At 72.1% G+C, this 20,565-nt stretch carries 22 protein-coding genes; 13 read left to right on the top strand and 9 right to left on the bottom strand.

Annotation, left to right across the window (positions count from 1 at the left end; all coding sequences use genetic code 11):
• Positions 1-12: 12 nt before the first annotated feature.
• The 3 genes from IE249_RS15220 (at position 13) to IE249_RS15210 (ending at position 2,436) form a co-directional block, all read left to right on the top strand.
• Entirely contained in the window at positions 13-192 is a 180-nt protein-coding gene (locus IE249_RS15220) for a DUF6104 family protein (protein ID WP_073491365.1), read from the top strand.
• A gap of 278 nt (positions 193-470) precedes the next feature.
• Positions 471-1,379, top strand: coding sequence for a DUF4097 family beta strand repeat-containing protein (locus tag IE249_RS15215; RefSeq protein ID WP_189705352.1), 909 nt, complete (start codon positions 471-473; stop codon positions 1,377-1,379).
• Position 1,380: 1 nt separating this feature from the next.
• Entirely contained in the window at positions 1,381-2,436 is a 1,056-nt protein-coding gene (locus tag IE249_RS15210; protein ID WP_189705351.1) for a PadR family transcriptional regulator, read from the top strand.
• An 18-nt stretch (positions 2,437-2,454) separates the two neighbouring features.
• Here IE249_RS15210 and IE249_RS15205 read toward each other — a convergent pair whose 3' ends face one another.
• The 4 genes from IE249_RS15205 to IE249_RS15190 all read right to left on the bottom strand — a co-directional run bounded on the left by IE249_RS15205 (position 2,455) and on the right by IE249_RS15190 (position 5,673).
• On the bottom strand, positions 2,455-3,027 hold the full coding sequence (locus IE249_RS15205) for a Clp protease N-terminal domain-containing protein (RefSeq protein WP_189705350.1): 573 nt from the start codon (positions 3,025-3,027) through the stop codon (positions 2,455-2,457).
• Positions 3,027-3,236 carry a helix-turn-helix domain-containing protein gene (locus IE249_RS15200; RefSeq protein WP_018571396.1) on the bottom strand — a complete coding sequence of 70 codons (210 nt, stop codon included), beginning with the start codon at positions 3,234-3,236 and terminating at the stop codon, positions 3,027-3,029. The genes IE249_RS15205 and IE249_RS15200 overlap by 1 nt, the downstream gene beginning before the upstream one ends.
• A 60-nt stretch (positions 3,237-3,296) precedes the next feature.
• Complete coding sequence (locus IE249_RS15195; RefSeq protein WP_189705349.1) at positions 3,297-4,262, bottom strand: zinc-binding dehydrogenase; 966 nt, start codon at positions 4,260-4,262, stop codon at positions 3,297-3,299.
• A 187-nt stretch (positions 4,263-4,449) separates the two neighbouring features.
• Positions 4,450-5,673, bottom strand: coding sequence for an NAD(P)-dependent malic enzyme (locus tag IE249_RS15190; protein WP_189705348.1), 1,224 nt, complete (start codon positions 5,671-5,673; stop codon positions 4,450-4,452).
• Between the two features lie 547 nt (positions 5,674-6,220).
• On the opposite strand from IE249_RS15190, the gene IE249_RS15185 reads away from it, so the two are divergent.
• From IE249_RS15185 to IE249_RS15175, 3 genes are read left to right on the top strand one after another with little or no spacing between them, the layout of a single operon-like run.
• Positions 6,221-7,180, top strand: coding sequence for an ABC transporter substrate-binding protein (locus IE249_RS15185; RefSeq protein ID WP_189705347.1), 960 nt, complete (start codon positions 6,221-6,223; stop codon positions 7,178-7,180).
• Positions 7,181-7,212: 32 nt separating this feature from the next.
• Positions 7,213-8,148, top strand: a complete 936-nt coding sequence (locus IE249_RS15180; protein ID WP_189705346.1) for an amino acid ABC transporter permease — start codon at positions 7,213-7,215, stop codon at positions 8,146-8,148.
• 53 nt (positions 8,149-8,201) lie between these two features.
• Positions 8,202-8,954, top strand: a complete 753-nt coding sequence (locus IE249_RS15175; protein WP_189705494.1) for an amino acid ABC transporter ATP-binding protein — start codon at positions 8,202-8,204, stop codon at positions 8,952-8,954.
• Between the two features lie 106 nt (positions 8,955-9,060).
• On the opposite strand, the gene IE249_RS15170 is transcribed toward IE249_RS15175, so the two are convergent.
• On the bottom strand, positions 9,061-9,837 hold the full coding sequence (locus tag IE249_RS15170; RefSeq protein WP_189705345.1) for a class I SAM-dependent methyltransferase: 777 nt from the start codon (positions 9,835-9,837) through the stop codon (positions 9,061-9,063).
• A gap of 114 nt (positions 9,838-9,951) precedes the next feature.
• Here IE249_RS15170 and IE249_RS15165 point away from each other — a divergent pair, with 114 nt between their 5' ends.
• A complete protein-coding gene (locus IE249_RS15165; protein WP_189705344.1) occupies positions 9,952-10,581 on the top strand; it encodes a CGNR zinc finger domain-containing protein in 630 nt (209 codons plus the stop codon).
• Here the strand turns inward: IE249_RS15165 and sodX are convergent.
• Positions 10,485-10,919 carry a nickel-type superoxide dismutase maturation protease gene (gene sodX / locus IE249_RS15160; protein ID WP_189705343.1) on the bottom strand — a complete coding sequence of 145 codons (435 nt, stop codon included), beginning with the start codon at positions 10,917-10,919 and terminating at the stop codon, positions 10,485-10,487. The genes IE249_RS15165 and sodX overlap by 97 nt on opposite strands.
• 145 nt (positions 10,920-11,064) lie before the next feature.
• On the opposite strand from sodX, the gene sodN reads away from it, so the two are divergent.
• From sodN to IE249_RS15130, 6 genes are all read left to right on the top strand, one after another.
• The gene (sodN, locus tag IE249_RS15155) at positions 11,065-11,460 is read left to right on the top strand and encodes a superoxide dismutase, Ni (RefSeq protein WP_189705342.1); all 396 of its coding nucleotides are present in this window, start codon (positions 11,065-11,067) and stop codon (positions 11,458-11,460) included.
• 198 nt (positions 11,461-11,658) lie between these two features.
• Positions 11,659-12,084 (top strand): effector-associated constant component EACC1, encoded by a 426-nt coding sequence (locus IE249_RS15150; RefSeq protein WP_189705341.1) that lies wholly within the window; start codon positions 11,659-11,661, stop codon positions 12,082-12,084.
• Between the two features lie 216 nt (positions 12,085-12,300).
• Positions 12,301-16,680, top strand: coding sequence for an nSTAND1 domain-containing NTPase (locus IE249_RS15145; protein ID WP_229858512.1), 4,380 nt, complete (start codon positions 12,301-12,303; stop codon positions 16,678-16,680).
• 41 nt (positions 16,681-16,721) lie between these two features.
• Positions 16,722-17,132 carry a helix-turn-helix transcriptional regulator gene (locus tag IE249_RS15140; protein ID WP_189705340.1) on the top strand — a complete coding sequence of 137 codons (411 nt, stop codon included), beginning with the start codon at positions 16,722-16,724 and terminating at the stop codon, positions 17,130-17,132.
• 9 nt (positions 17,133-17,141) lie between these two features.
• Positions 17,142-17,558, top strand: a complete 417-nt coding sequence (locus IE249_RS15135) for a VOC family protein (RefSeq protein WP_189705339.1) — start codon at positions 17,142-17,144, stop codon at positions 17,556-17,558.
• Between the two features lie 43 nt (positions 17,559-17,601).
• A complete protein-coding gene (locus tag IE249_RS15130; protein WP_189705338.1) occupies positions 17,602-18,375 on the top strand; it encodes a VOC family protein in 774 nt (257 codons plus the stop codon).
• A gap of 56 nt (positions 18,376-18,431) precedes the next feature.
• Here the strand turns inward: IE249_RS15130 and IE249_RS37310 are convergent, their stop codons facing one another.
• From IE249_RS37310 to IE249_RS15120, 3 genes are all read right to left on the bottom strand, one after another.
• The gene (locus IE249_RS37310) at positions 18,432-18,689 is read right to left on the bottom strand and encodes a hypothetical protein (RefSeq protein ID WP_229858510.1); all 258 of its coding nucleotides are present in this window, start codon (positions 18,687-18,689) and stop codon (positions 18,432-18,434) included.
• A 9-nt stretch (positions 18,690-18,698) separates the two neighbouring features.
• Positions 18,699-19,358 (bottom strand): GNAT family N-acetyltransferase, encoded by a 660-nt coding sequence (locus IE249_RS15125; RefSeq protein ID WP_189705337.1) that lies wholly within the window; start codon positions 19,356-19,358, stop codon positions 18,699-18,701.
• A gap of 252 nt (positions 19,359-19,610) precedes the next feature.
• A partial coding sequence (locus IE249_RS15120; protein WP_229858507.1) for a family 2 encapsulin nanocompartment cargo protein polyprenyl transferase occupies positions 19,611-20,565 on the bottom strand: 955 nt, incomplete at its 5' end.

Genomic DNA, 20,565 nt, shown 5'->3' with positions numbered 1-20,565 from the left:
TATCCTTGAGTCATGTACTTCACCGACCGAGGAATCGAAGAGCTGGAGAAGCGCCGCGGCGCGGAGGAGGTCACCTTCGAGTGGCTGGCCGAGCAGCTGCGCACGTTCGTGGACCTGAACCCGGACTTCGAGGTCCCGGTCGAGCGGCTGGCGACCTGGCTGGCACGGCTGGACGACGAGGACGACGAGTAGCCGGTCGGGCCGGTCACCGGTCCGTGCTTCCCATCGCATCACGGGCGCCCCTTGGGGGCGCCCTTCATGTTTCCGGGCGCCGGGCGCCCCTGCGCTGTGCGGGCGCCGGGTGCCGCGCCTGTTCGCCCGGAAGAGTGCCTTGACTTTCGGCGGCCGCGATATATCGTGTTTCACGTAAGACGCGATATGGCGTGTCGATCGACGTATCGCGTCGTGCCGTTCCGTTCCGTCTCCGGTGCCGTCTGCGCGCGGTCCGGTCGTCTCAGGAGGTCCGCACCATGTCCGAGTGGTCCGTGGGCGAGCCCGGCAAGCTCACCTTCGACGAGCCCGTGACCGAGCTCAACGTCCGCATCGTCAACGGAACGGTGAACGTCGTGGGCACCGACGAGAGTTCCGCCCGCCTGGAGGTCACCGAGATCGAGGGCCCGCCCCTGGTGGTCACCCAGCAGGGCGGCACCCTGACGGTGGCCTACGAGGACCTGCCCTGGAAGGGGTTCCTCAAGTGGCTGGACCGCAAGGGCTGGCGGCGCAGCGCCGTGGTGTCCCTGGCCGTTCCGGCCGCGACCCGCGTCGAGGTCGGCGTGGTCGGCGCCACCGCGGTGGTGTCGGGGATCGACGGGCGCGCGGAGGTCAAGGGCGTCACCGGTGACACCACCCTGGTGGGCCTGACCGGCCCGGTCCGCGCGGACACCGTGTCGGGCAACGTGGAGGCGCAGGCGCTCTCCGGCGACCTGCGGTTCAACTCCGTCTCCGGCGACCTGACGGTGGTCGAGGGCGCCGGCTCCTCGGTCAAGGCCGACTCGGTGAGCGGCTCGATGATCGTCGACCTGGACCCGGCGGGCGGCCCCACCGACGTCAGCCTGACCAACGTCTCCGGGGAGATCGCCATCCGGCTGCCCCATCCCGCGGACACGCAGGTGGAGGCGAACACCGCCAGCGGCTCGGTGTCCAACGCCTTCGAGGACCTCCGGGTCAGCGGCCAGTGGGGCGCCAAGCGCATCACCGGCCGGCTCGGCTCGGGCAACGGCAAGCTGAAGGCGACCACGGTCTCCGGCTCGATCGCTCTGCTGCGCCGCCCGCCGGTGGAGGACGGCCCGTGGGAGGCGCAGCCACGGCCCGGGGGCGCAACCAGCGACGACCCGACAGACGGCACGACCGACGGAACGACCGACAAGAAGGTGCTCTGACATGCCCCCCGTCTTCGCCCACGGACGCCTCCGCCTCTACCTGCTCAAGCTGCTCGACGAGGCCCCGCGCCACGGCTACGAGGTGATCCGCCTCCTGGAGGAGCGCTTCCAGGGGCTGTACGCGCCGTCGGCGGGCACCGTCTACCCCCGGCTGGCCAAGCTGGAGGCCGAGGGCCTGGTCACGCACACCACCGAGGGCGGCCGCAAGGTGTACGCGATCACGGACGCCGGCCGTGCCGAGCTCGCCGACCGCAGTGGCGAACTGGCCGACCTGGAGCTGGAGATCCGCGAGTCGGTCGCCGAGCTCGCCGCCGAGATCCGGGCCGATGTGCGCGGGGCCGCCGGCGACCTGCGCCGCGAGATGCGCGCGGCCGCCACCGAGGCCCGCAACGGCCCGGGCCCGGGCCGCACGGCCCGCACCGCCGGGGAGTACACCGACATCACCGACAAGGAGGCCTGGCAGGCCGCCAAGGAGGAGATGCGGCGCGCCAAGCAGGAGTGGAAGGAGCAGGCGAGGCGGGCCAAGGACGAGAGCCGCCGCGCCCGCGAGGAGGCCCAGCGCGCCCGGCGCCAGGCCAAGGAGGCCCAGGAGCGGGCCCGCGAGCAGGCGCAGGAGGAATTGCAGCGCATCGCGAGGCGGGTGCAGGAGCAGGTGCAGGACCACTTCGCGCGGGGCGACTGGCCCACGGGGATGCGCGAGGGCCTGACCGAACTGGCCAAGGAGATGGGCGACTTCGGCAAGGACTTCGGCAAGGAGTTCGGCCGGGACCTCGGCTTCGGGCGTCCGGCGGCCGGCACCGCCACGAGCGGGAGCCGGCCCGAGTACTCCAAGACCCCGGAGGACTTCCCCGCCGCCTACGAACCCGCCTGGGCGCACGAGGACCCGACCGGCGATCCGGCCCGTGACCTGGACCGGCTCCTGGACCGCTTCCGGGACGACATCCGGGACGCGGCCCGCGACCACGGCGTCACCGCGGAGCAGCTGCGCGAGACCCGTCGGCATCTGTCGACGGCGGCGGCCCACATCGGGGTGGTGCTGCGCCGGCCCAAGGTGTGAGGGCCGGCGCCGCCCACCTCACCCGGCCGCGCGCGCCTCTCCCCCGCCGTACAGCACGCGGTTCAGCGTCTCGTACGTCACCCCGTGATCGGCGAGGACCTCGGCGGGCACGCCGGGGTGGGAGGCGAGGGCGAGCAGGAGGTGCTCGTCGCCGATGTGGCGGTCGCGGTGGCCCAAGGCCACGCGCAGCGACTGGGTGAGCAGGTCCCTGGCACCGCGGCTGAACAGCCGCCTGCCGGACCAGTGCCGGCCGAGGCCGTACCGCCTCGCGGCCAGCGCGCCCTCGCCGTGCGCCTCTTCGACGCGTGAGACCACCTCCGCCAGGTCGATGCCCAGTCCGGAGAGTGCCTCGGCGTCGGCCCGCGACAGCCCGCCCCGGCGACGCGCCCCGTCCAGTTCCCGTACGACCTCCTGCCGCCGGGCGGGGGTGAGGCCGAGCGCCGTCAGGGCGAACGAACCACGGCTGCCCTCGCGGTCGAACAGGGCGAGCAGGACATGGGACTCCTCGACCCGTTCCGCGCCGGCCCGCTCGGCGTGTCCGGCGGCGCCCTCGATCACGGCGCGGGCGTCCTTGGTGAACCGTTCGAACATCACTGCCTCCCGTACTTCTTGTGCACGGCCTGCCTGCTGACGCCGAGTTCGGCGGCGATCTCCTGCCACGACCAGCCCTGGTTGCGCGCGCTGCGCACCTGCACCGCCTCCAGCTGCTCCAGCAGCCGGCGCAGCGCGGCGACGGCCCGCAGGCCGACCCGGGGGTCCCGGTCGCCCGCGCGCTCGGCGAGATCCGTTGCTTCGGTCATGATGTCAACGTACGTTGACACACAGGCAGACGTCAACCTTGGTTGACGGAGGCGTGGGGGTCAGTCGTTGGTCAGCACGATCTTGCCGAACTGGTCGCCCGCCTCGAGCCGTTCGAAGCCCTCCCGGGCCCGGTCGAGCGGAAGCACCTCGTCGATCACGGGACGCACACCGGTGGAGGCGCAGAAGGAGAGCAGGTCCTCCAGCTCGTCCTTGGTGCCCATGGTGGAACCGACGACCTTCAGCTCCAGGAAGAAGATCCGGGTCAGCTCGGCGTGCGAGGGGCGGTCGCCGCTGGTGGCGCCGGAGATGACGATCGTGCCGCCCGGGCGCAGCGACTTCACCGAGTGCGACCAGGTGGCCGCGCCCACGGTCTCGATCACGGCGTCCACCCGCTGCGGCAGCCGGGCCCCCGACTCCAGCGCCTCCACCGCGCCGAGCTCGAGCGCCCGCTTGCGCCTGGCCTCGTCCCTGCTGGTGGCGAAGACCTTCAGCCCGGCCGCCTTGCCGAGCACGATGGCGGCCGTGGCGACACCGCCGCCGGCGCCCTGTACGAGGACGGAGTCGCCGGGGCGCACCCCGGCGTTGGTGAAGAGCATCCGGTACGCCGTGAGCCAGGCCGTGGGCAGGCAGGCGGCCTCCGCGAAGGAGAGCTCCTTGGGCTTGGGCAGGATGTTCCAGGTTGGCACGGAGACCTGCTCGGCGAAGGTGCCCTGGTAGCGCTCGGTGAGGATGGAGCGGGGCTCGCGGGGGCCGACCCCGTGTCCGCTCTGGCCGATCACGGAGTGCAGGACGACCTCGTTGCCGTCCTCGTCGACGCCCGCGGCGTCGCAGCCGAGGATCATCGGCAGCTTGTCCTCGGACAGGCCGACACCCTTGAGGGACCACAGGTCGTGATGGTTGAGGGAGGCGGCCCTGACATGGACGGTGCTCCAGCCGGGGCGGGCCTCGGGGGCCGGGCGCTCCCCCGACTCCAGACCGTTCAGCGGCCGGTCGCGGTCGATTCGGGCGGCGTAGACAGCGAACATGACCTTGACGATAGGCGTGCGCCCCCGCGGAGGGAACCAGACCCCTCTGTGACACACGCCCTCTTGCCAAGCCCCGCCCCACCGGCCGCTCCCACGGCCGTCCCGTGCGGCGCCGGCCCCGGCATGCGGACGGCCCCGGCATGCGGACGGCCCCGCCCGAGGGTGGGGCGGGGCCGTCCGGGGTGGGTCAGCTGCGGGCGACGCCCTCCGCGCGGGCGGCGGCCGCCACGGCGGCGGTCACCGCGGGGGCGACCCGCTCGTCGAACGGCGAGGGGATCACGTAGTCCGCGGCGAGGTCGTCGCCGACCACGCCCGCGAGCGCCTCGGCGGCCGCGATCTTCATGCCCTCGGTGATCCGGGAGGCCCGCACCTGGAGCGCGCCCGCGAAGATGCCGGGGAACGCCAGGACGTTGTTGATCTGGTTCGGGAAGTCCGACCGGCCGGTGGCGACGACCGACGCGTACTTGCGCGCGACGTCGGGGTGCACCTCCGGGTTGGGGTTGGCCATGGCGAAGACGAAGGCCCCCTCGGCCATCGACGCCACGGCGGACTCCGCGACCGTGCCGCCGGAGACGCCGATGAAGACGTCGGCGCCGGACAGCGCGTCCTCCAGCGAGCCGGTGATGCCCGCCTTGTTGGTGAACTCCGCCAGCTCACGCTTGACCTGCGTGAGGTCCTCGCGGTCGGCGGACACCACGCCCTTGCGGTCGGCGACCGCCACATCGCCGATGCCGGCCTCGACCAGCATCTTGGCGATGGCGACACCGGCCGCGCCGGCGCCCGAGATCACGGCCCGCAGCTCACCGAGCGCGCGCCCGCTCAGCCGCGCCGCGTTGCGCAGCGCCGCCAGCGTCACGACCGCCGTGCCGTGCTGGTCGTCGTGGAAGACCGGGATGTCCAGCCGCTCCTGGAGCCGGCGCTCGATCTCGAAGCACCGGGGCGCCGAGATGTCCTCCAGGTTGACTCCGCCGAAGGAGGGCGCGAGCCGCACCACGGTCTCGACGATCTCGTCGACGCCGGTGCAGTCCAGCGCGATCGGCACCGCGTCCACGCCGCCGAACTGCTTGAAGAGAATGGCCTTGCCCTCCATCACCGGAAGGGAGGCCTCCGGGCCGATGTCCCCGAGCCCGAGCACGGCCGTGCCGTCGGTCACGACGGCGACCACGGACGACTTCCACGTGTAGTCGTGGACCAGTTCCGGCTGCTCGGCGATGGCGGTGCACACCCGCGCGACGCCGGGCGTGTACGCCAGGGACAGGTCGTCCTTGTCGCGGACGGGCACGGTGGCCTGCACTGCCATCTTGCCGCCGCGGTGCAGCGCGAAAGCCGGATCGAAGGAATCGAGCGGCTCTGCCCCGCCGTCCTGTTCCGTACTGCCGTCGCTGCGAGGATTGACGATCTCCGCTGCCACTTGGTTTTACCCCTTAATTGTTCATGGATTGAGGGTGGCCACTCCTGGTGAGGGGTGGGCGGGACCGCGCACGGCCCAGTAGGTGATGCTTCGGGCGCATACGCGACGGGCGCGCCGCACACGCGCCCTGAGCCCCGGATGAGGGGTGTAAAGAACCTTCTTACCGGACGGACGGCGTCGGGGACGAGTCCATAACGCCAAGGTCACATGACGGCGAGCCGACACTTGGCCCAATATGGGGACAAGCTCTCGCCGAATGCTCGACAAGGTCTCGAGCCGCCCAAACACCCTGTTCCGACCGCCCGCATCCCGAGATGTGCCGAAGATCTTCCGGCCGGGAGGAGGCTTTCCCGTAGATGGTCCGGCCCTCGTGGGCCGGTTCCGAGCGGCTGGGGGATCACCCGTTATCCGATTTTGACATGGCGATTCCCCTGAATGGCGCAGCTCGAATGGCAAGATGCGTCAATCACACGAGGTCGCGACACCCGAAGGTGTGTGTTCTCGTCGACCCATCGGCATCTCCACCCATCCGCCGGAGGAACCCACCATGACCGCAGGCTCCACCCGTCGTACGACCGCCGCGCACTCCCGTCTTGCCGCGGTCGGTGCGATCGCGGTCGCAGGCGCCCTGATTCTCACCGGCTGCGGTGACCAGACCAAGGACAAGAACAACGCGTCCGGCAGTTCGTCAGCCGGCTCCGCCCCGCTCGCCGACAAGCTCCCGTCCTCGATCCGTGACAAGGGCGTCATCAGGGTCGGCTCGGACATCTCCTACGCGCCGGTCGAGTTCAAGGACAACTCGGGCAAGGTCGTCGGCCTCGACCCCGACCTGGCGGACGCCATGGGCAAGCAGCTCGGCGTGAAGTTCGACTTCCAGAACGGAACGTTCGACGCCCTGCTCACCGGCCTCCGCTCCAACCGCTACGACATCGCCATGTCCGCGATGACGGACAACAAGAACCGCCAGGAGGGCGTCGACCCGACCACCGGCAAGAAGGTCGGCGAGGGCGTCGACTTCGTCGACTACCTGACCGCCGGTGTCTCCATCTACACCCGCAAGGGTGACACCAAGGGCATCACGTCCTGGTCCGACCTGTGCGGCAAGAAGATCGCCGTGGAGCGCGGCACGGTCTCCGAGGACCTCGCCAAGGCCGAGGCGAAGAAGTGCCCGAGCGGCAAGACGCTCTCCATCCAGGCCTTCGACGACAACCAGCAGGCCGAGACCCGCCTGCGCTCGGGCGGCGCGGACGCGGTGTCCGCCGACTTCCCGGTCGCCGCGTACGCGGTCAAGACCTCCGGCGGTGGCAAGGACTTCCAGATCGTCGGCGACCAGGTCGAGGCGGCCCCGTACGGCATCGCGGTCGCGAAGTCGAGCACGCAGCTGCGTGACGCGCTGCAGGCCGCGCTGAACGCGGTCATCAAGAGCGGCGAGTACCAGAAGATCCTCCAGAAGTGGGGCGCCCAGGACGGCGCCGTCAAGGAGTCGGCCATCAACGGCGGCAAGTGACCGCACCGAGCGGCCACTGAAAGGCAACACCCGTGACTGCTGACATCGACAAGACCGCGGGACCGACGAGCACGCCCCCGTCCGGCCCGGAGGCCATCAAGGCCATCCCGGTCCGGCACTACGGACGCTACGTCTCCGCCGTCATCGCCATCGCGATTCTGGTCGCGATCATCTACGCGTTCGGCCAGGGCAAGATCAACTGGCATGCGGTGCCGAGCTACTTCTTCGACGACCGCATCATCAGGGGCGTCGGCAAGACCCTCCTGCTGACGGTCCTGTCGATGCTGATCGGTATCGTCGGCGGCATCGTCCTCGCGGTGATGCGCCTGTCGAAGAACCCGGTGACCTCGTCCATCTCCTGGTTCTACATCTGGTTCTTCCGCGGCACGCCGGTCCTGGTCCAGCTGTTCCTGTGGTTCAACCTGGGCCTGGTCTTCGAGTACATCGACCTCGGTCCGATCTACAAGGACTACTGGTCGGACTTCATGACCCCGCTGCTGACGGCGCTGCTCGGCCTCGGTCTGAACGAGGCCGCGTACATGGCGGAGATCTGCCGCGCCGGCCTGCTCGCGGTCGACGAGGGCCAGACCGAGGCGGCCCACGCGCTGGGCATGAGCCACGGCCGGACCCTGCGCCGGATCATCATCCCGCAGGCCATGCGGGTGATCGTGCCGCCGACCGGCAACGAGGTCATCAACATGCTGAAGACGACCTCGCTCGTGGCGGCCGTCCAGTATCCGGAGCTGTTCCGTTACGCCCAGGACATCGGCCAGGTCTCCGGCGCCCCGGTGGAGATGTACTTCCTCGCCGCCGCCTGGTACCTGATCATGACCTCCGTGCTGAGCGTGGGCCAGTACTACATCGAGCGGTACTACGCCCGCGGCTCCAGCCGCAGCCTGCCGCCGACGCCGTGGCAGAAGGTCAGGGCACATCTGACGACCTTCTCCAGCAGGAAGGTGACGGCATGACCGACAAGCTCGAGAAGAACGACGCCACCACCCCGCGCGACGCCTCCGCCGCGATGGTCAAGGCCGAGGGCGTGCACAAGTCCTTCGGCCAGGTGGAGGTCCTCAAGGGCATCGACCTGGAGGTCAGGCCCGGCGAGGTGTTCTGCCTCATCGGCCCCTCCGGCTCCGGCAAGTCGACCTTCCTCAGGTGCATCAACCACCTGGAGAAGATCAACGCCGGCCGGCTGTACGTCGACGGCGAGCTCGTCGGCTACCGGCAGCAGGGCGACAAGCTCTACGAGCTGCGCGACCGCGAGGTCGCCATGAAGCGCCGGGACATCGGCATGGTCTTCCAGCGCTTCAACCTGTTCCCGCACATGACCGCGCTGGAGAACGTCATCGAGGCGCCGGTGCAGGTCAAGGGCATGAGCAAGGGCCAGGCCAAGGAGCGGGCGATGCAGCTCCTGGAGCGCGTCGGTCTCGCCGACCGCGCCGGGCACTACCCCTCGCAGCTCTCCGGCGGCCAGCAGCAGCGCGTGGCGATCGCCCGCGCGCTGGCGATGGAGCCGAAGCTGATGCTGTTCGACGAGCCGACCTCGGCACTGGACCCGGAGCTGGTCGGTGACGTCCTCGACGTCATGCGCGACCTCGCCGAGTCCGGCATGACGATGGTCGTCGTCACCCACGAGATGGGCTTCGCCCGCGAGGTGGGCGACAGCCTGGTCTTCATGGACGAGGGCGTGGTGGTCGAGTCCGGCCACCCGCGCGAGGTGCTGACCAACCCGCAGCACGAGCGCACCCAGTCGTTCCTGTCCAAGGTGCTGTAGTAGAGCGAAGGCGCTGCGGGCGGCACACCCGAAGGGGCGGTACGGATCGATCCGTACCGCCCCTTCGCCGTACGGTGTGCCGATGCCGTACCGCCCCTTCGTGCCGTCACTTCACCGCGAGCAGCAGCGTGTCCGAGGGCGAGCACCACACGGGGCGGGCCTCCGCGAAGCCCTTCTCGCGCAGCACGCGCGCGTGCCAGGCGGCGCCGGGCATGTCGCCGTCGGCGTGCTCGCCGTAGATCTCGAAGCGGCGGGCGGTCGGGCCGGCGAGCACCGGGTCCTCGGCGGCCAGCTGCCACCACTCGCTCCAGTCCAGGGCGCCCCCGCGCCTGGCCTCGTCCATGCGCGCGTGCCGCTGGGCGCGCTCGGCCGCGTTGATCCGGGGCGTCGTCTCGTCGATCATGTGGTCCGCGTTCATGAAGACACCGCCGTCGCGGACGAGTTCCGCGACCGATCCGTAGAGGGCCGCGAGGGGTTCGCTGTGCAGCCAGTGCAGGGCCGTGGCGGTCAGGACGGCGTCGTAGGAGTCGTACGGCAGTTCCGCCCGCCAGCCGGGGTCCTTGAGGTCGGCGGTCACGAAGCGGACCCGCTCGTCGCCCTCGAAGGTGCCCCGCGCGATGGCGAGCAGCGCCGGGTCGAGGTCGACGCCGGTGCTGGTGGCCGCGGGGAAGCGGTCGAGCAGCCGGGCCGTGATGGAGCCGGTGCCGCAGGCGAGGTCGAGGACGCGCGGCGCGGTGCCGACCAGTGCCTCCACCATGTCCAGCATGATGCGGAAGCGGTCCTCGCGGTCGGGCATGTACCACTCCTGCTGCCGGTCCCAGCTCTCCTGCCAGGCCCGCCAGTCGGCCCCCGTCGCGGTGATGTCCATGCCCGTGTCCGTCATCGCTGCCCTCCCTGAACCCCGGTCACGCGACCACCGTCGCGTAATACCCTGTAAGCACGACCGGCTGTTACCGACCGCCTCCATGACCATAGAGCGCCGCCGTAAGGACTACAAGTGGAACTGGCCTATTACTCGGATTACGCCGTACGTCTCGTCAACAGCGAGGAGCCGGCCCGGGGCAAGGACGCGCTGACCTCGGTCGAGGCGGTGCGCGACCTGTTCGGCGCCAACGCCTCGGCGGCCCGCCGCGCCACCGACGCCGACGTGACCCGCTTCCGTTCGGTACGGGCCCGGCTGCGCTCGGTCTTCGAGGCGGCCGACGCCGGGGACGAGACGCTCGCGGTGGACCTGCTGAACTCGCTGCTGCTGGAGTTCCCGGTGAGCCCGCAGATCTCGGGGCACGACCACCGCGACGAGGACGGCCGCCCGCTGTGGCACATGCACCTGGCCGACCACCCGTCCAACGCGACCGCGGGCTACGCGGCGATCGCCGCCATGGGCCTGGCCTTCCACCTGACCGAGTACGGCGTCGACCGGCTCGGCCTGTGCGAGGCGGCCCCCTGCCGCAACGCCTACCTCGACACCTCGACCAACCGCTCTCGCCGCTACTGCTCGGACCGCTGCGCGACCCGCGCCAACGTGGCCGCCTACCGGGCCCGCAAGCGCCTGGAGGCCGACCGGTCGGTGAACACGGGCCTGGCCGCGGACAGCGCCCAGCGCAGCAGCGCCAGCGGCGAGCGCTGAGCGGGCTTGCGCGGCCGGTAGCGGAACCACGCCTTGCCCAGGACCAGGTCCTCGGGCACGGTCCCGTAGTCGGTGCTGTCGCCGCCGGCGTACGTGTTGTCCCCCAGCACCCACCAGCCGCCCTCGCGCAGTTCCGCCGCGCGCTTGACGACCAGCAGGTCCTGCTGGAAGGGGTGCCGCAGGACCACCACGTCACCGGGCCGGATGCGGGCGCCGTACTGCACCAGGAGCCGGTCCCCGTGGTACAGCGTGGGCACCATGGACGGCCCGGTCACCTCGGCCAGCCCGAAGGGCAGCACCGCGCCCCTGCGCTCGGTCTCCTGCGACAGTTCCGGCATCCCCGGCACCTCCCCGGTCCGTTCCTCCACCAGTCTCAGTCTGACCCCCGACTTTTGTCCTAAGCCCTAGGGGGCACTCGCGAAAACACGCCTTGCAGGGAGTAATGTCCCACCTGAGAAGACGATCACGAGGAAGGAATGCTCCATGCTTTCCCGCCTGTTTGCCCCCAAGGTCAAGGTCAGCGCGCACTGCGACCTTCCCTGCGGTGTGTACGACCCGGCCCAGGCCCGCATCGAGGCGGAGTCGGTGAAGGCCATCCAGGAGAAGATGGCCGGAAACGACGACCCGCACTTCCAGGCGCGTGCCACCGTCATCAAGGAGCAGCGTGCCGAGCTGGCGAAGCACCACGTCTCCGTGCTGTGGAGCGACTACTTCAAGCCCCCGCACTTCGAGAAGTACCCGGAGCTGCACCAGCTGGTCAACGACACGCTGAAGGCCCTCTCCGCCGCCAAGGCCTCCACCGACCCGGCAACGGGCCAGAAGGCGCTGGACCACATCGCCCAGATCGACAAGATCTTCTGGGAGACCAAGAAGGCCTGACCCGAGGCTTTCCCGCGCACCCGGCACGCAGACCGCCGAACACGGCGGCCCTCGCGTGCCGGGTGCGTGCTTTCGCGGATGCCGTGTGGGCTTCGGGATGACGCAGTGGGCTTCTGGTCAGCACTCCTTCAACGTTGCTAGCCTCCCTGCACAGTCGTGACACGAGCGGCCGCGCCGTGCGGCGGTGACGGGGGAGTCATGGACGTGACAGTGGCTGCGCAGGGTCCCGGCTCGGGGGATCAACTGCGCTCCCTGGGACAGTGGTTGCGCACCGACCAGGAGTTACGGGGCCGGGTCGGCGACCGGGAGGGCCCGGTGGCGCCGGGCGCGCTGGGGCCGGTCCTGGACGCGCTCGTGGTGGCGCTCGGGCCGGGCGGGGCGGCGACCGCCTTCGCGACCGGTGTGATCGCCTGGCTGCGCAGCCGGCGCGGTGAGGTGCGCATCAAGGTGACGCTCCCCGGAGGGCGGTCGCTCGAACTGACCGCCAGGCGGGTCGCGGGCCTCGACGCGGACGCGCTGCGCCGGCAGGTGGCCGACCTCGCGGATCTGGTGAACCAGGGCCAGGACGGCGCCGGCGGCGACACCGGTGTGGACGGCAGCGGCGGGCGGCGAGAGCTGACGTGACCGACCTGGCCGGCGCGGGCGTACGGGTTCTGCTGATCGCCACCGCCACGCACGACGGTCCCACCCTCCCCTCCGTCCCCTCCGTCACGCCCACCTTCCACGCGCTGCGGCAGGCGCTGACCGAGCGGTGCGGGGTGCCGCCCGCGCAGTTGCGTGCCGAACTCGACCCGCCCGACGCGCAGGCCATGGCCAAGGCCGTCGCCGAGGAGGCCGGGCGTGCCGACAGCGTCCTGCTGGTGTACTTCGTCGGGCACGGGGCTGCTCGACGCGGACGGCGAGCTCTACCTGGCCGCCCGCGGCACCGACCGGCTCACCCCGGGCCTGGCCGGGCACCAGGCGCTGTCCTTCGCCGCGCTGCGCCAGGCGCTCACCGCGAGCCGAGCGCCGTCCGTGGTCCTGATCCTCGACTGCTGCTTCTCCGGACGCCCGCCGCTCGGGCGCGGCACGTCCGTACCCGCCTTCAGCATGGATCCGGCGCCCGGGCTGTACTTCATCGGGTCCGCGGAACAGCTCGCCCTCGCCCCGCCGGACGCAGAGCGGACGGCGTTCACCGGGGCGCTCGTCGACGTACTGACGCACGGCGACCCTCGCGCGCCGCGCCTGCTGACCCTGGACCTGGTCCACGACGCGGTGTTCCGCACGATGAGGGAACGTCAGCTCCCGCTGCCGCGCAGACAGGCCGAGGGGCTGACGGGCTCCCTGGTCGTCGCGCCGAACGCCGCCCTGCCCGCGGTCGTACCCGGCGACCGTACGCCACCGTCCGGGGAACCGCGGGCGCCGGGGCGCTGCCCCTACCCCGGCCTGAAACCCTTCGGTCCTGACGACGCACGGCTGTTCCGCGGGCGGGAGCGCATGGTCGAGCGGCTGCTCGCCACCCTGGACACGCCCCCCGACTCCCCCGCCGGAGCGGGTCCCTGGGTCCTGGTGGGCCCGTCCGGCTCGGGCAAGAGCTCCCTGCTCAACGCGGGCCTGGCCCACAGACTGCGCCACGGGGTGTCCCCGGAGGCCGGCGACGAGGCCGAGCCCGACAGCACGGCCGGGGCGGACGGGGCCGGCCGGTTGGCCCGCCGGGCCGTGCTGCGGCTCACGCCCGGTGCGTGGCCGTTGCGACGGCTGGCCGTACGGCTCGGAATGGCGTCCGAGGAGGCCGAACTGCTGCGGGCGCGGCCGGAAGAGGCGGCGGACGCGGCCGCCCGGCTCCTGGACGGCCGGCCCGGACAGCGGCTGGTGCTGCTGGTCGACCAGCTCGAGGAACTGTTCACGCTCTGCCCCGAGGAGGAGCAACGGACCGCCTTCCTCCGGGCGTTGACCGCCCTCGCCGCACCGGTGGGCGAGGGCCCCGCGCGGGCGTCGGTCGTCCTCGCCCTGCGCGCGGACTTCTACGACCGGGCCGCCGCGCACCCCGACCTGCTGGCCGCACTGCGTGACCGCCAGGTGCTGGTCGAACCCATGACCGCCGCCGAACTGCGCGCAGCGATCGAGCAGCCGGCCGCCACGACCGGACTCGAACTGGACGACGGGCTCGCCGACCTGATGCTGCACGAACTGGGCGCCGGGAACGGCGGCCACCCGGTGGCCGGTGCGCTGCCGCTGCTGTCCCACGCGCTGTGGGCGACCTGGCGGCAAGGGACCGGAGCACGGCTGACCTTCGCCGACTACCGCGCCGCCGGCGGCATCGGGCAGGCGATCGCACGCACCGCCGACGAGTTGCACGACGCGCTGGACACGGAGGGCAGGAAGACCCTCCGCCACATCCTCACCCGGTTGGTGCGCGTCGCGGACGACTCCGCCGACACCGCGCAGCCCGTGGACCGCGCCACGCTGCTGCACGGTCTGCCCGAGGACACCGCCCGGCAGGTGCTCGACCGGCTCACCGAGGCCCGTCTGGTCACGCTCGACCAGGACACCGCGCGGCTCAGCCACGAGGCGCTGATCCGCGCGTGGCCCCGGCTGCGGGAGTGGGTGGACGCCGACCGCGACTGGCTGCGCGACCGCCAGCAGCTCACCGACGACGCGGCGGCCTGGGAGCGTTCCGGCCGCGACCCCTCGCTGCTGTACCGGGGCGGGAGGCTGGCAGGGGTGCAGGGGCGCGCCGAGGAAGCCTCGGTGCGCACCCAGGACCTGGACCGTCTGCCCGCCGAATTCATGGCCGCCTCCGCGCACCAGCAGCGCCGGGGCACCCGCCGCCGCAGGACCGCCGTGGCCTTCCTCGCCGTGCTGGCCCTGCTGGCCTCGGCGGGTCTGACCGGCTCCGTGATCTTCCAACGGCAGGCCGAGCAGGCGCACCGGCGCGACCTCGCCCGGTACCTCTCCGCCGAGGCCGAGACCCTGCGCGTCGTCGAACCGGGCCTGGCCAAGCAGCTCAGTCTGCTCGCGTACGACACCGATCACGAGGCGGGCCGCAGCGCGCTCCTGAACAGCCGCCGCACTCCGGGCGTGATCAACGAGCAGGCGCCGGCGCGCGACCTGGCCACCGACGGCAGCGGCCGCGTTCTCGCGATCTCGACCGGGGACTCGGTCGTCCTGCGCTTCGACGGCGGTTCGGCGCGGATCGCCGCGGACACGGTCGGCCCGATCGCCCTCAGCCGCGACGGCGCGACCCTGGCCGCCGTCACGTACGGCAGCGACGCGTCCACCACGGCGACGGTACGGCTGTGGGACACCTCCCGCCCGAACCGGCCCCGGCAGACCGCCGCGCTGCGGATGGACCACACCGCCACCGCACTGGCCCTCGGCAGGGACGGGAAGATGCTGTACGCGGGCCTGTCCACCGGCGAGATACGGGTGGGGGACATCGGCGACCGCTCCGCACCGGCCGCTTTGCCCTCCTTACGGGGACTGTCCGAGCGGGTGGACTCGCTGGCCCTCTCGCCCTGGCACGACCTGCTGGCGGGCATGAGCGTGGACGGCCGGATCCTGCTGTGGAGCATGACCGACCCCCGCCGTCCCCGGCAGTCGGAGGCTTTGAAGGGATCCCCCTACGACTCGAGGTCGCCCCACGGCCCCCTGCACCGCGTGGCCTTCGACCGCACGGGACGGCTGCTGGCGGCCCCGGTGGTGGTGGCGAGGACCGAACAGAGCCTGGGTCTGTGGCGGCTCGACACCCCGGGCGCTCCGCGGCGCATCCTCAGGGAAGGCGAATCGGGGCAGTTCGCGAGCGGCGAGTGTCTCAGCTCGCCGCTCACCTCCCTGGCGTTCAGCCCTGGCCATCAGCACGTCGTCGGACTGTGCGGCGAGAAGTGGCAGGCCTGGGTGTACGCGACCGAGCCGGACACCGGCCTGCTCTTCGCCGGGGCGTCGATGAGCCTGCGGTCGACGTCCACGGCGCCCGGCGCCATCCTCTTCGACCCGGGCATGACCCGCAGAGTGCTGGTGACCAGCGACCACGGTGTCCTCGTCTGGTACCTGTCCAACGTGGCCGAGCCCGGCGCCAGTGGCTTTCTGCCGCTGACTCCCGGAACCGGGGCGCAGCTGGTCTACAAGGCGGTGAACGGCAGACAACTGATCGCCGTGGAGGGCGTCGGACGGAACTATCTTGTGGACGCGACCGAGCTGGGGAACCCTTCGGGCGGCGCCAGGATACTGGCCGACACCCCGGCCCCCGACATGTACACCGGCCAGGACATCGCGCTCAGCGCCGACGGCCGCCTCCTCGCCGACGTGGAGCTCTACAAGGACGGCAAGAAGCCGAAGACCGAGTACGTCGGTGTGCGTCTGCGCGACACGGCCAAGGCCTCGGGCCCCCCGCTGGGCACGATCGGCGACGAGCTGCGCAACGGCGTCGCGGTCCTCCGCTTCAGCCCCGCCAAACCCTTGCTGGCCGTCTCCGACATGAACGGCTGGGTGAAAAGGAACCACTCTCCGCCCACCCTGCGGCTCTACGACATCGCGGATCCCCGGCACCCGCGGCAGATCGCCCACATCGAGAAGACCGTCACGGAGCTCGTCTTCTCCCCCGACGGCAGGACGATGCTCCTCACCGACTCGCCGCTGAGCAAGCCGAAGGATCCCCGGCTCGGCTACGGGACGCGACTGGAGGGCTGGGACGTGTCCGACCCGGCGCACCCCTCCCGCCTCTGGAGCCGCCCGCTCACGAACAACGCCCAGTTCGCGTATCTGGCGTTCCGGCCGGACGGCAGGCTGCTCGCGGTCTACCAGAGCAACGGGCAACTGCGGCTGTGGCGGATGGACCGGGGCCGGCCGACGCGCTCACTGGCCGACATGCCCATCGGCGACACGGGCAGCCGGATCGCCTTCAGCCCGGACGGCACCCGCCTCGCCCTGATCGACCAGAAGTACGACGAGAACCACCAGGGCGAGGCGGCACACCCCGAGATCTGGGATCTGCGCCAACCGGCCGATCCCGTCCGGGAGTCCTACCTGTCCGGTGGGCCGGTGAGCGGCTTCTACGCGCTCGCCTTCAGCGCGGACGGCCGTCGTCTGGCCGTCCTGCGGGAGGGCGCCGGCGTCGGCCTGTGGGATCTCGGTCCGGCGCCTCTCTACGACGACCTCTGCCGTTCCACGGGCGACCCGATCAGCAGGCAGCAGTGGAGCCGGTACCTCTCCGGCCATCCCTACCGGCCACCGTGCCGCTGACGGGCCGGTGGCGAGGCCGGTGTCCGTGTCATGCTGTGCGGGTGACCCCCGAAGACCTGGTGCGCCTGAGGCGGGCCCGCGACCGGATGAACCGCGAGTACGCCGAGCCGCTCGACATCGCCTCGCTCGCGCGGGACGCGCTGATGTCGTCCGGGCACTTCCAGCGCAGCTTCCGGGCGGCCTTCGGCGAGACCCCCTACAGCTACCTCATGACCCGTCGTATCGAGCGGGCGAAGGCCCTGCTCAGGCGGGGCGACCTGAGCGTCACGGAGGTGTGCCTGGCGGTGGGCTGCACCTCGCTCGGTTCGTTCAGCTCGCGGTTCACCGAGCTGGTCGGGGAGACGCCGAGCGCCTACCGGGCGCGGTCGCACGAGGACGGTGCGGTGATCCCGGCGTGCGTGGCGCGGACCTTCACGCGCCCGAGGCGCGCGGGACGGCCGCTCGCGCCCTAACGTGTGGGCATGGACCTCAAACTCCACCAGTGTTTCATCGCCGTCGACGACCATGACAAGGCGCTCACCTTCTACCGGGACGTTCTCGGGCTGGAAGTCCGCAACGACGTCGGGTTCGAGGGCATGCGGTGGGTGACCGTGGGGTCGCCGCTCCAGCCGGACGTCGAGATCGTGCTGGAGCCGCCCGCCGCCAACCCCGATGCCTCCCCCGCCGACAAGGAGGCCATGGCCCAGCTCCTGGCCAAGGGCATGCTGCGCGGGGTCATCTTCTCCACCCCCGACTGCGACGCCCTGTTCTCCAGAGTCGAGGAGTACGGCGCCGACGTCGTCCAGGAGCCGATGGACCAGCCGTACGGGGTGCGCGACTGCGCCTTCCGCGACCCGGCCGGGAACCTGCTGCGCTTCATGGAACGTCCCCGCGCCTGAAAGGCCGCCCGGGACGGCGGCTTCACCGCCCTACGATCACGTCATGAGCATCCGCTGGACGTACGTCTTCGCCGACCGGCCCGCCGCGCGCTTCTCCCGTGCCCGGGAGTTCTGGACCGCCGTCACGGACACCCAGGCGTCCGAACCACGCGGTGAGCACGGCGAGTTCGTCACCTTGCTGCCGTCCGGGAACACGGCGGGTGCCGGCACCGACCCGTGCGTGAAGCTCCAGGCCGTCGCCTCCGGGGAGGCGGGCGCCCACCTGGACCTCGCCGTCGACGACGTGGACGCGTTCGTGGCGTCGGCGGTGCGGACCGGCGCCGGGGTGCATGCCGGGCACGACGGCTGGGCCGTACTCCGCTCGCCCGCCGGGCAGTTGTTCTGCGCGGTGTCCTGGCACGGCGAGTCGGCGCGCCCGCCGGTCGTCCGGGGCAGCCGCCTGGACCAGATCTGTCTCGACGTCCCGCCCTCGGTCCACGACGCCGAAGTCGCCTTCTGGACACGGCTGCTGGACGGCTGGGAGTCGCGGCCCGGCTCCCTCCCGGAGTTTCACGTGATCACGCCCCCGCCCGGGCTGCCCGTCCGCGTCCTGGTCCAGCGCCTGGACGAGGAGCGGCCCGCCTCCGCCCACCTGGACCTGGCCTGTGCGGACATCCCCGCGACACGCGCCCGGCACGAGGAACTCGGCGCCGTCCACGTGGCCGACCACCCCCACTGGACGGTGCTGCGCGACCCGGCGGGCGGCCTGTACTGCCTCACCGGACGCGACCCGGAGACGGGCGGCCTGCCCCCGAGAACCGGCGGTGTCGCCGGCTGACCGTCCCGCGGCATCCGCGCGCACGAAGCACTCGCCTCCGGACCCGGTGCCCACGTCTATTCCGGGCTCGGCGCCGATGTCTGTTCCGGGCTCGGTGCGGGAGCCGCGTCCGGGCTCGGGGCGGGAGCCGCGTCCGGGCTCCGTCCCGGTTCCTCGGGCCGGTCGGCCGCAGCCGCGGTGTCCGGCCCGCAGCGCGGGTTCCGGCACGGTCCGGGCTCCCATACGGGGACCCAGGCGCCCAGCGTCTTGTGCCGCCGGACCACCGTCTCCACCGGCTGCCCGCAGGTGGGACAGCGGTGTTCCTCGCCCTCCATGCCTTCAGGCTAGGACGAGCGCGGCTGTACCGCTTCCCGTGAACGGGGCTCCCGCCACATCGGCCACATCCGGGGGCCGCCGTCCGGGAGGTCGAGGGTGCTGCCGGTGAAGGCGAAGCCGAGGCGTTCGTACAGCTTGGTGCTGCGGGCGCTGCTCGCCTCCAGGTACGCGGGCAGGCCCGCGTGATCGCACCGCCGCAGGACGTGCTCGATGAGCGCGCTCCCCAGGCCCTCGCCCTGGCGGCCCGGCGTGACGCCGATCATCCACAGGTACTCGTGGGCCCGGCCGGCGGGATGCGCCTCGGCCATCAGCCGGGCGACCTCCTCCACCCGCGCGTTCGCGGGGTCCACGGCCTCACGCAGCCGCACGGCCTCGTCGGTCTCGTCGCCCTCCTCCCCGTTCTCCCCTTGTTGTGCTTCTTCTGCCTGGTCACCGGCGCGCACCGGCAGCCACAGCGCACACGCCGCGCCGTCATCCGTGACGTCGATCCGGCCGTCGGCGAGCACGATGTCGGTGAACGCGGCCATCAGCCGCTGGTGGGTCGTACGGCGGTACTCCTCCCCCGGGAAGACCCAGCCGCTCACCGGGTCGTCCTGGAACGCCTCGTCCAGCAGCCGCACGACCAGCTCCCGGTCGCCCTGTCCCGCGGCCCGGATTCCCACGCCCATCTCCGCCCCTCCGCCTCAACCAGCCGTATTCATACGGGTGTTGAGCCTACTGGGTGCCCGCGGACCCGGTGGGGTGGCGGGCCCCGCACACCGTGGGGAAGTGCGGGACCCGCCGGACCGGGGCCCCGGCGGCCGTACGGAGTCAGGAGCCGTACGGACCCGATTCCTCCGGTGTCCTGGTGGGGCGGTGACGCGGTGACGCCGAGTGGTGCCGGGCCGCGCCGGGCGGTGGTGCGGTGCCGCGCCGCGGACTCAGGCGGTGCGCCGGGTGACGAACTCCGCCAGCGCCAGCAGCCCGTCCGCGGCCCGCGGGTCCGGGATGGCCCGGGACAGGTCGTGCAGGGCCCGGGACATGCGGTCGGCCGCCTGGGCCTGCGCCCAGTCGCGTCCACCGGCCCGCTCCACGGCCAGTGCCGCGCGCTCCTCCTCTCCTTCCTGGTGGGGCCGGGCGTACAGCTCGGCGAGTTCCGCGGCGGCCGGCGTGCCGGAGGTCAGCGCGGCGACCACCGGCAGGGACTTCTTGCGGGCGGCGAGGTCGGCGCCGGCCGGCTTGCCGGTGCGGGCGGGGTCGCCCCATATGCCGATGACGTCGTCGATGAGCTGGAAGGCCAGCCCGGCCTGACGGCCGAACGCGTCGAGCGCCTCGACCTCCTCCTCCCCCGCCCCCGCGTACAGGGCGCCGATGGCACAGGCGCAGCCGAGCAGCGCCCCGGTCTTGGCCTCGGCCATGGCGAGCACCTCGGCCAGGGTGACCTCGCCGGGGGCGCGGACCTCCAGGGCCGTGTCCGCCTGCTGTCCCGCGCACAGCTCCACGACGCAGGCGGCGAGCCGGGCGGCGGCCGCCCGGGACGCCGGGTGCGGGTCCCCGGCCAGCAGCCCCAGGGCGAGCGCCTGCAGTGCGTCCCCGGCGAGGATGGCGTCGGCGTCCCCGAACACCGTCCACGCGGTGGGCCGGTGCCGGCGGGTGGTGTCGCGGTCCATCACGTCGTCGTGCAGCAGCGTGAAGTTGTGGACCAGTTCCACCGCCGCGGCCGCCCGGGCCGCCGACGCCCTGGCCCGCGGCCCGCCGAGCGCGTCGGCCGCGGTCAGGACGAGCGCCGGGCGGATCGCCTTGCCCGCGTTCCCTGCGGCCGGGGTGCCGTCCGGGTGCTCCCAGCCGAAGTGGTAGCGCGCGATCCGCCGCATCGAGGCGGGCAATGAGGTCACC

Origin of the sequence: Streptomyces anandii JCM 4720 (assembly GCF_014650655.1) — a bacterium.
Taxonomy (GTDB): domain Bacteria; phylum Actinomycetota; class Actinomycetes; order Streptomycetales; family Streptomycetaceae; genus Streptomyces; species Streptomyces anandii.
The sequence above is the reverse complement of the archived record's forward strand: the minus strand, read 5'-3'. Positions and strand labels throughout refer to the sequence as shown.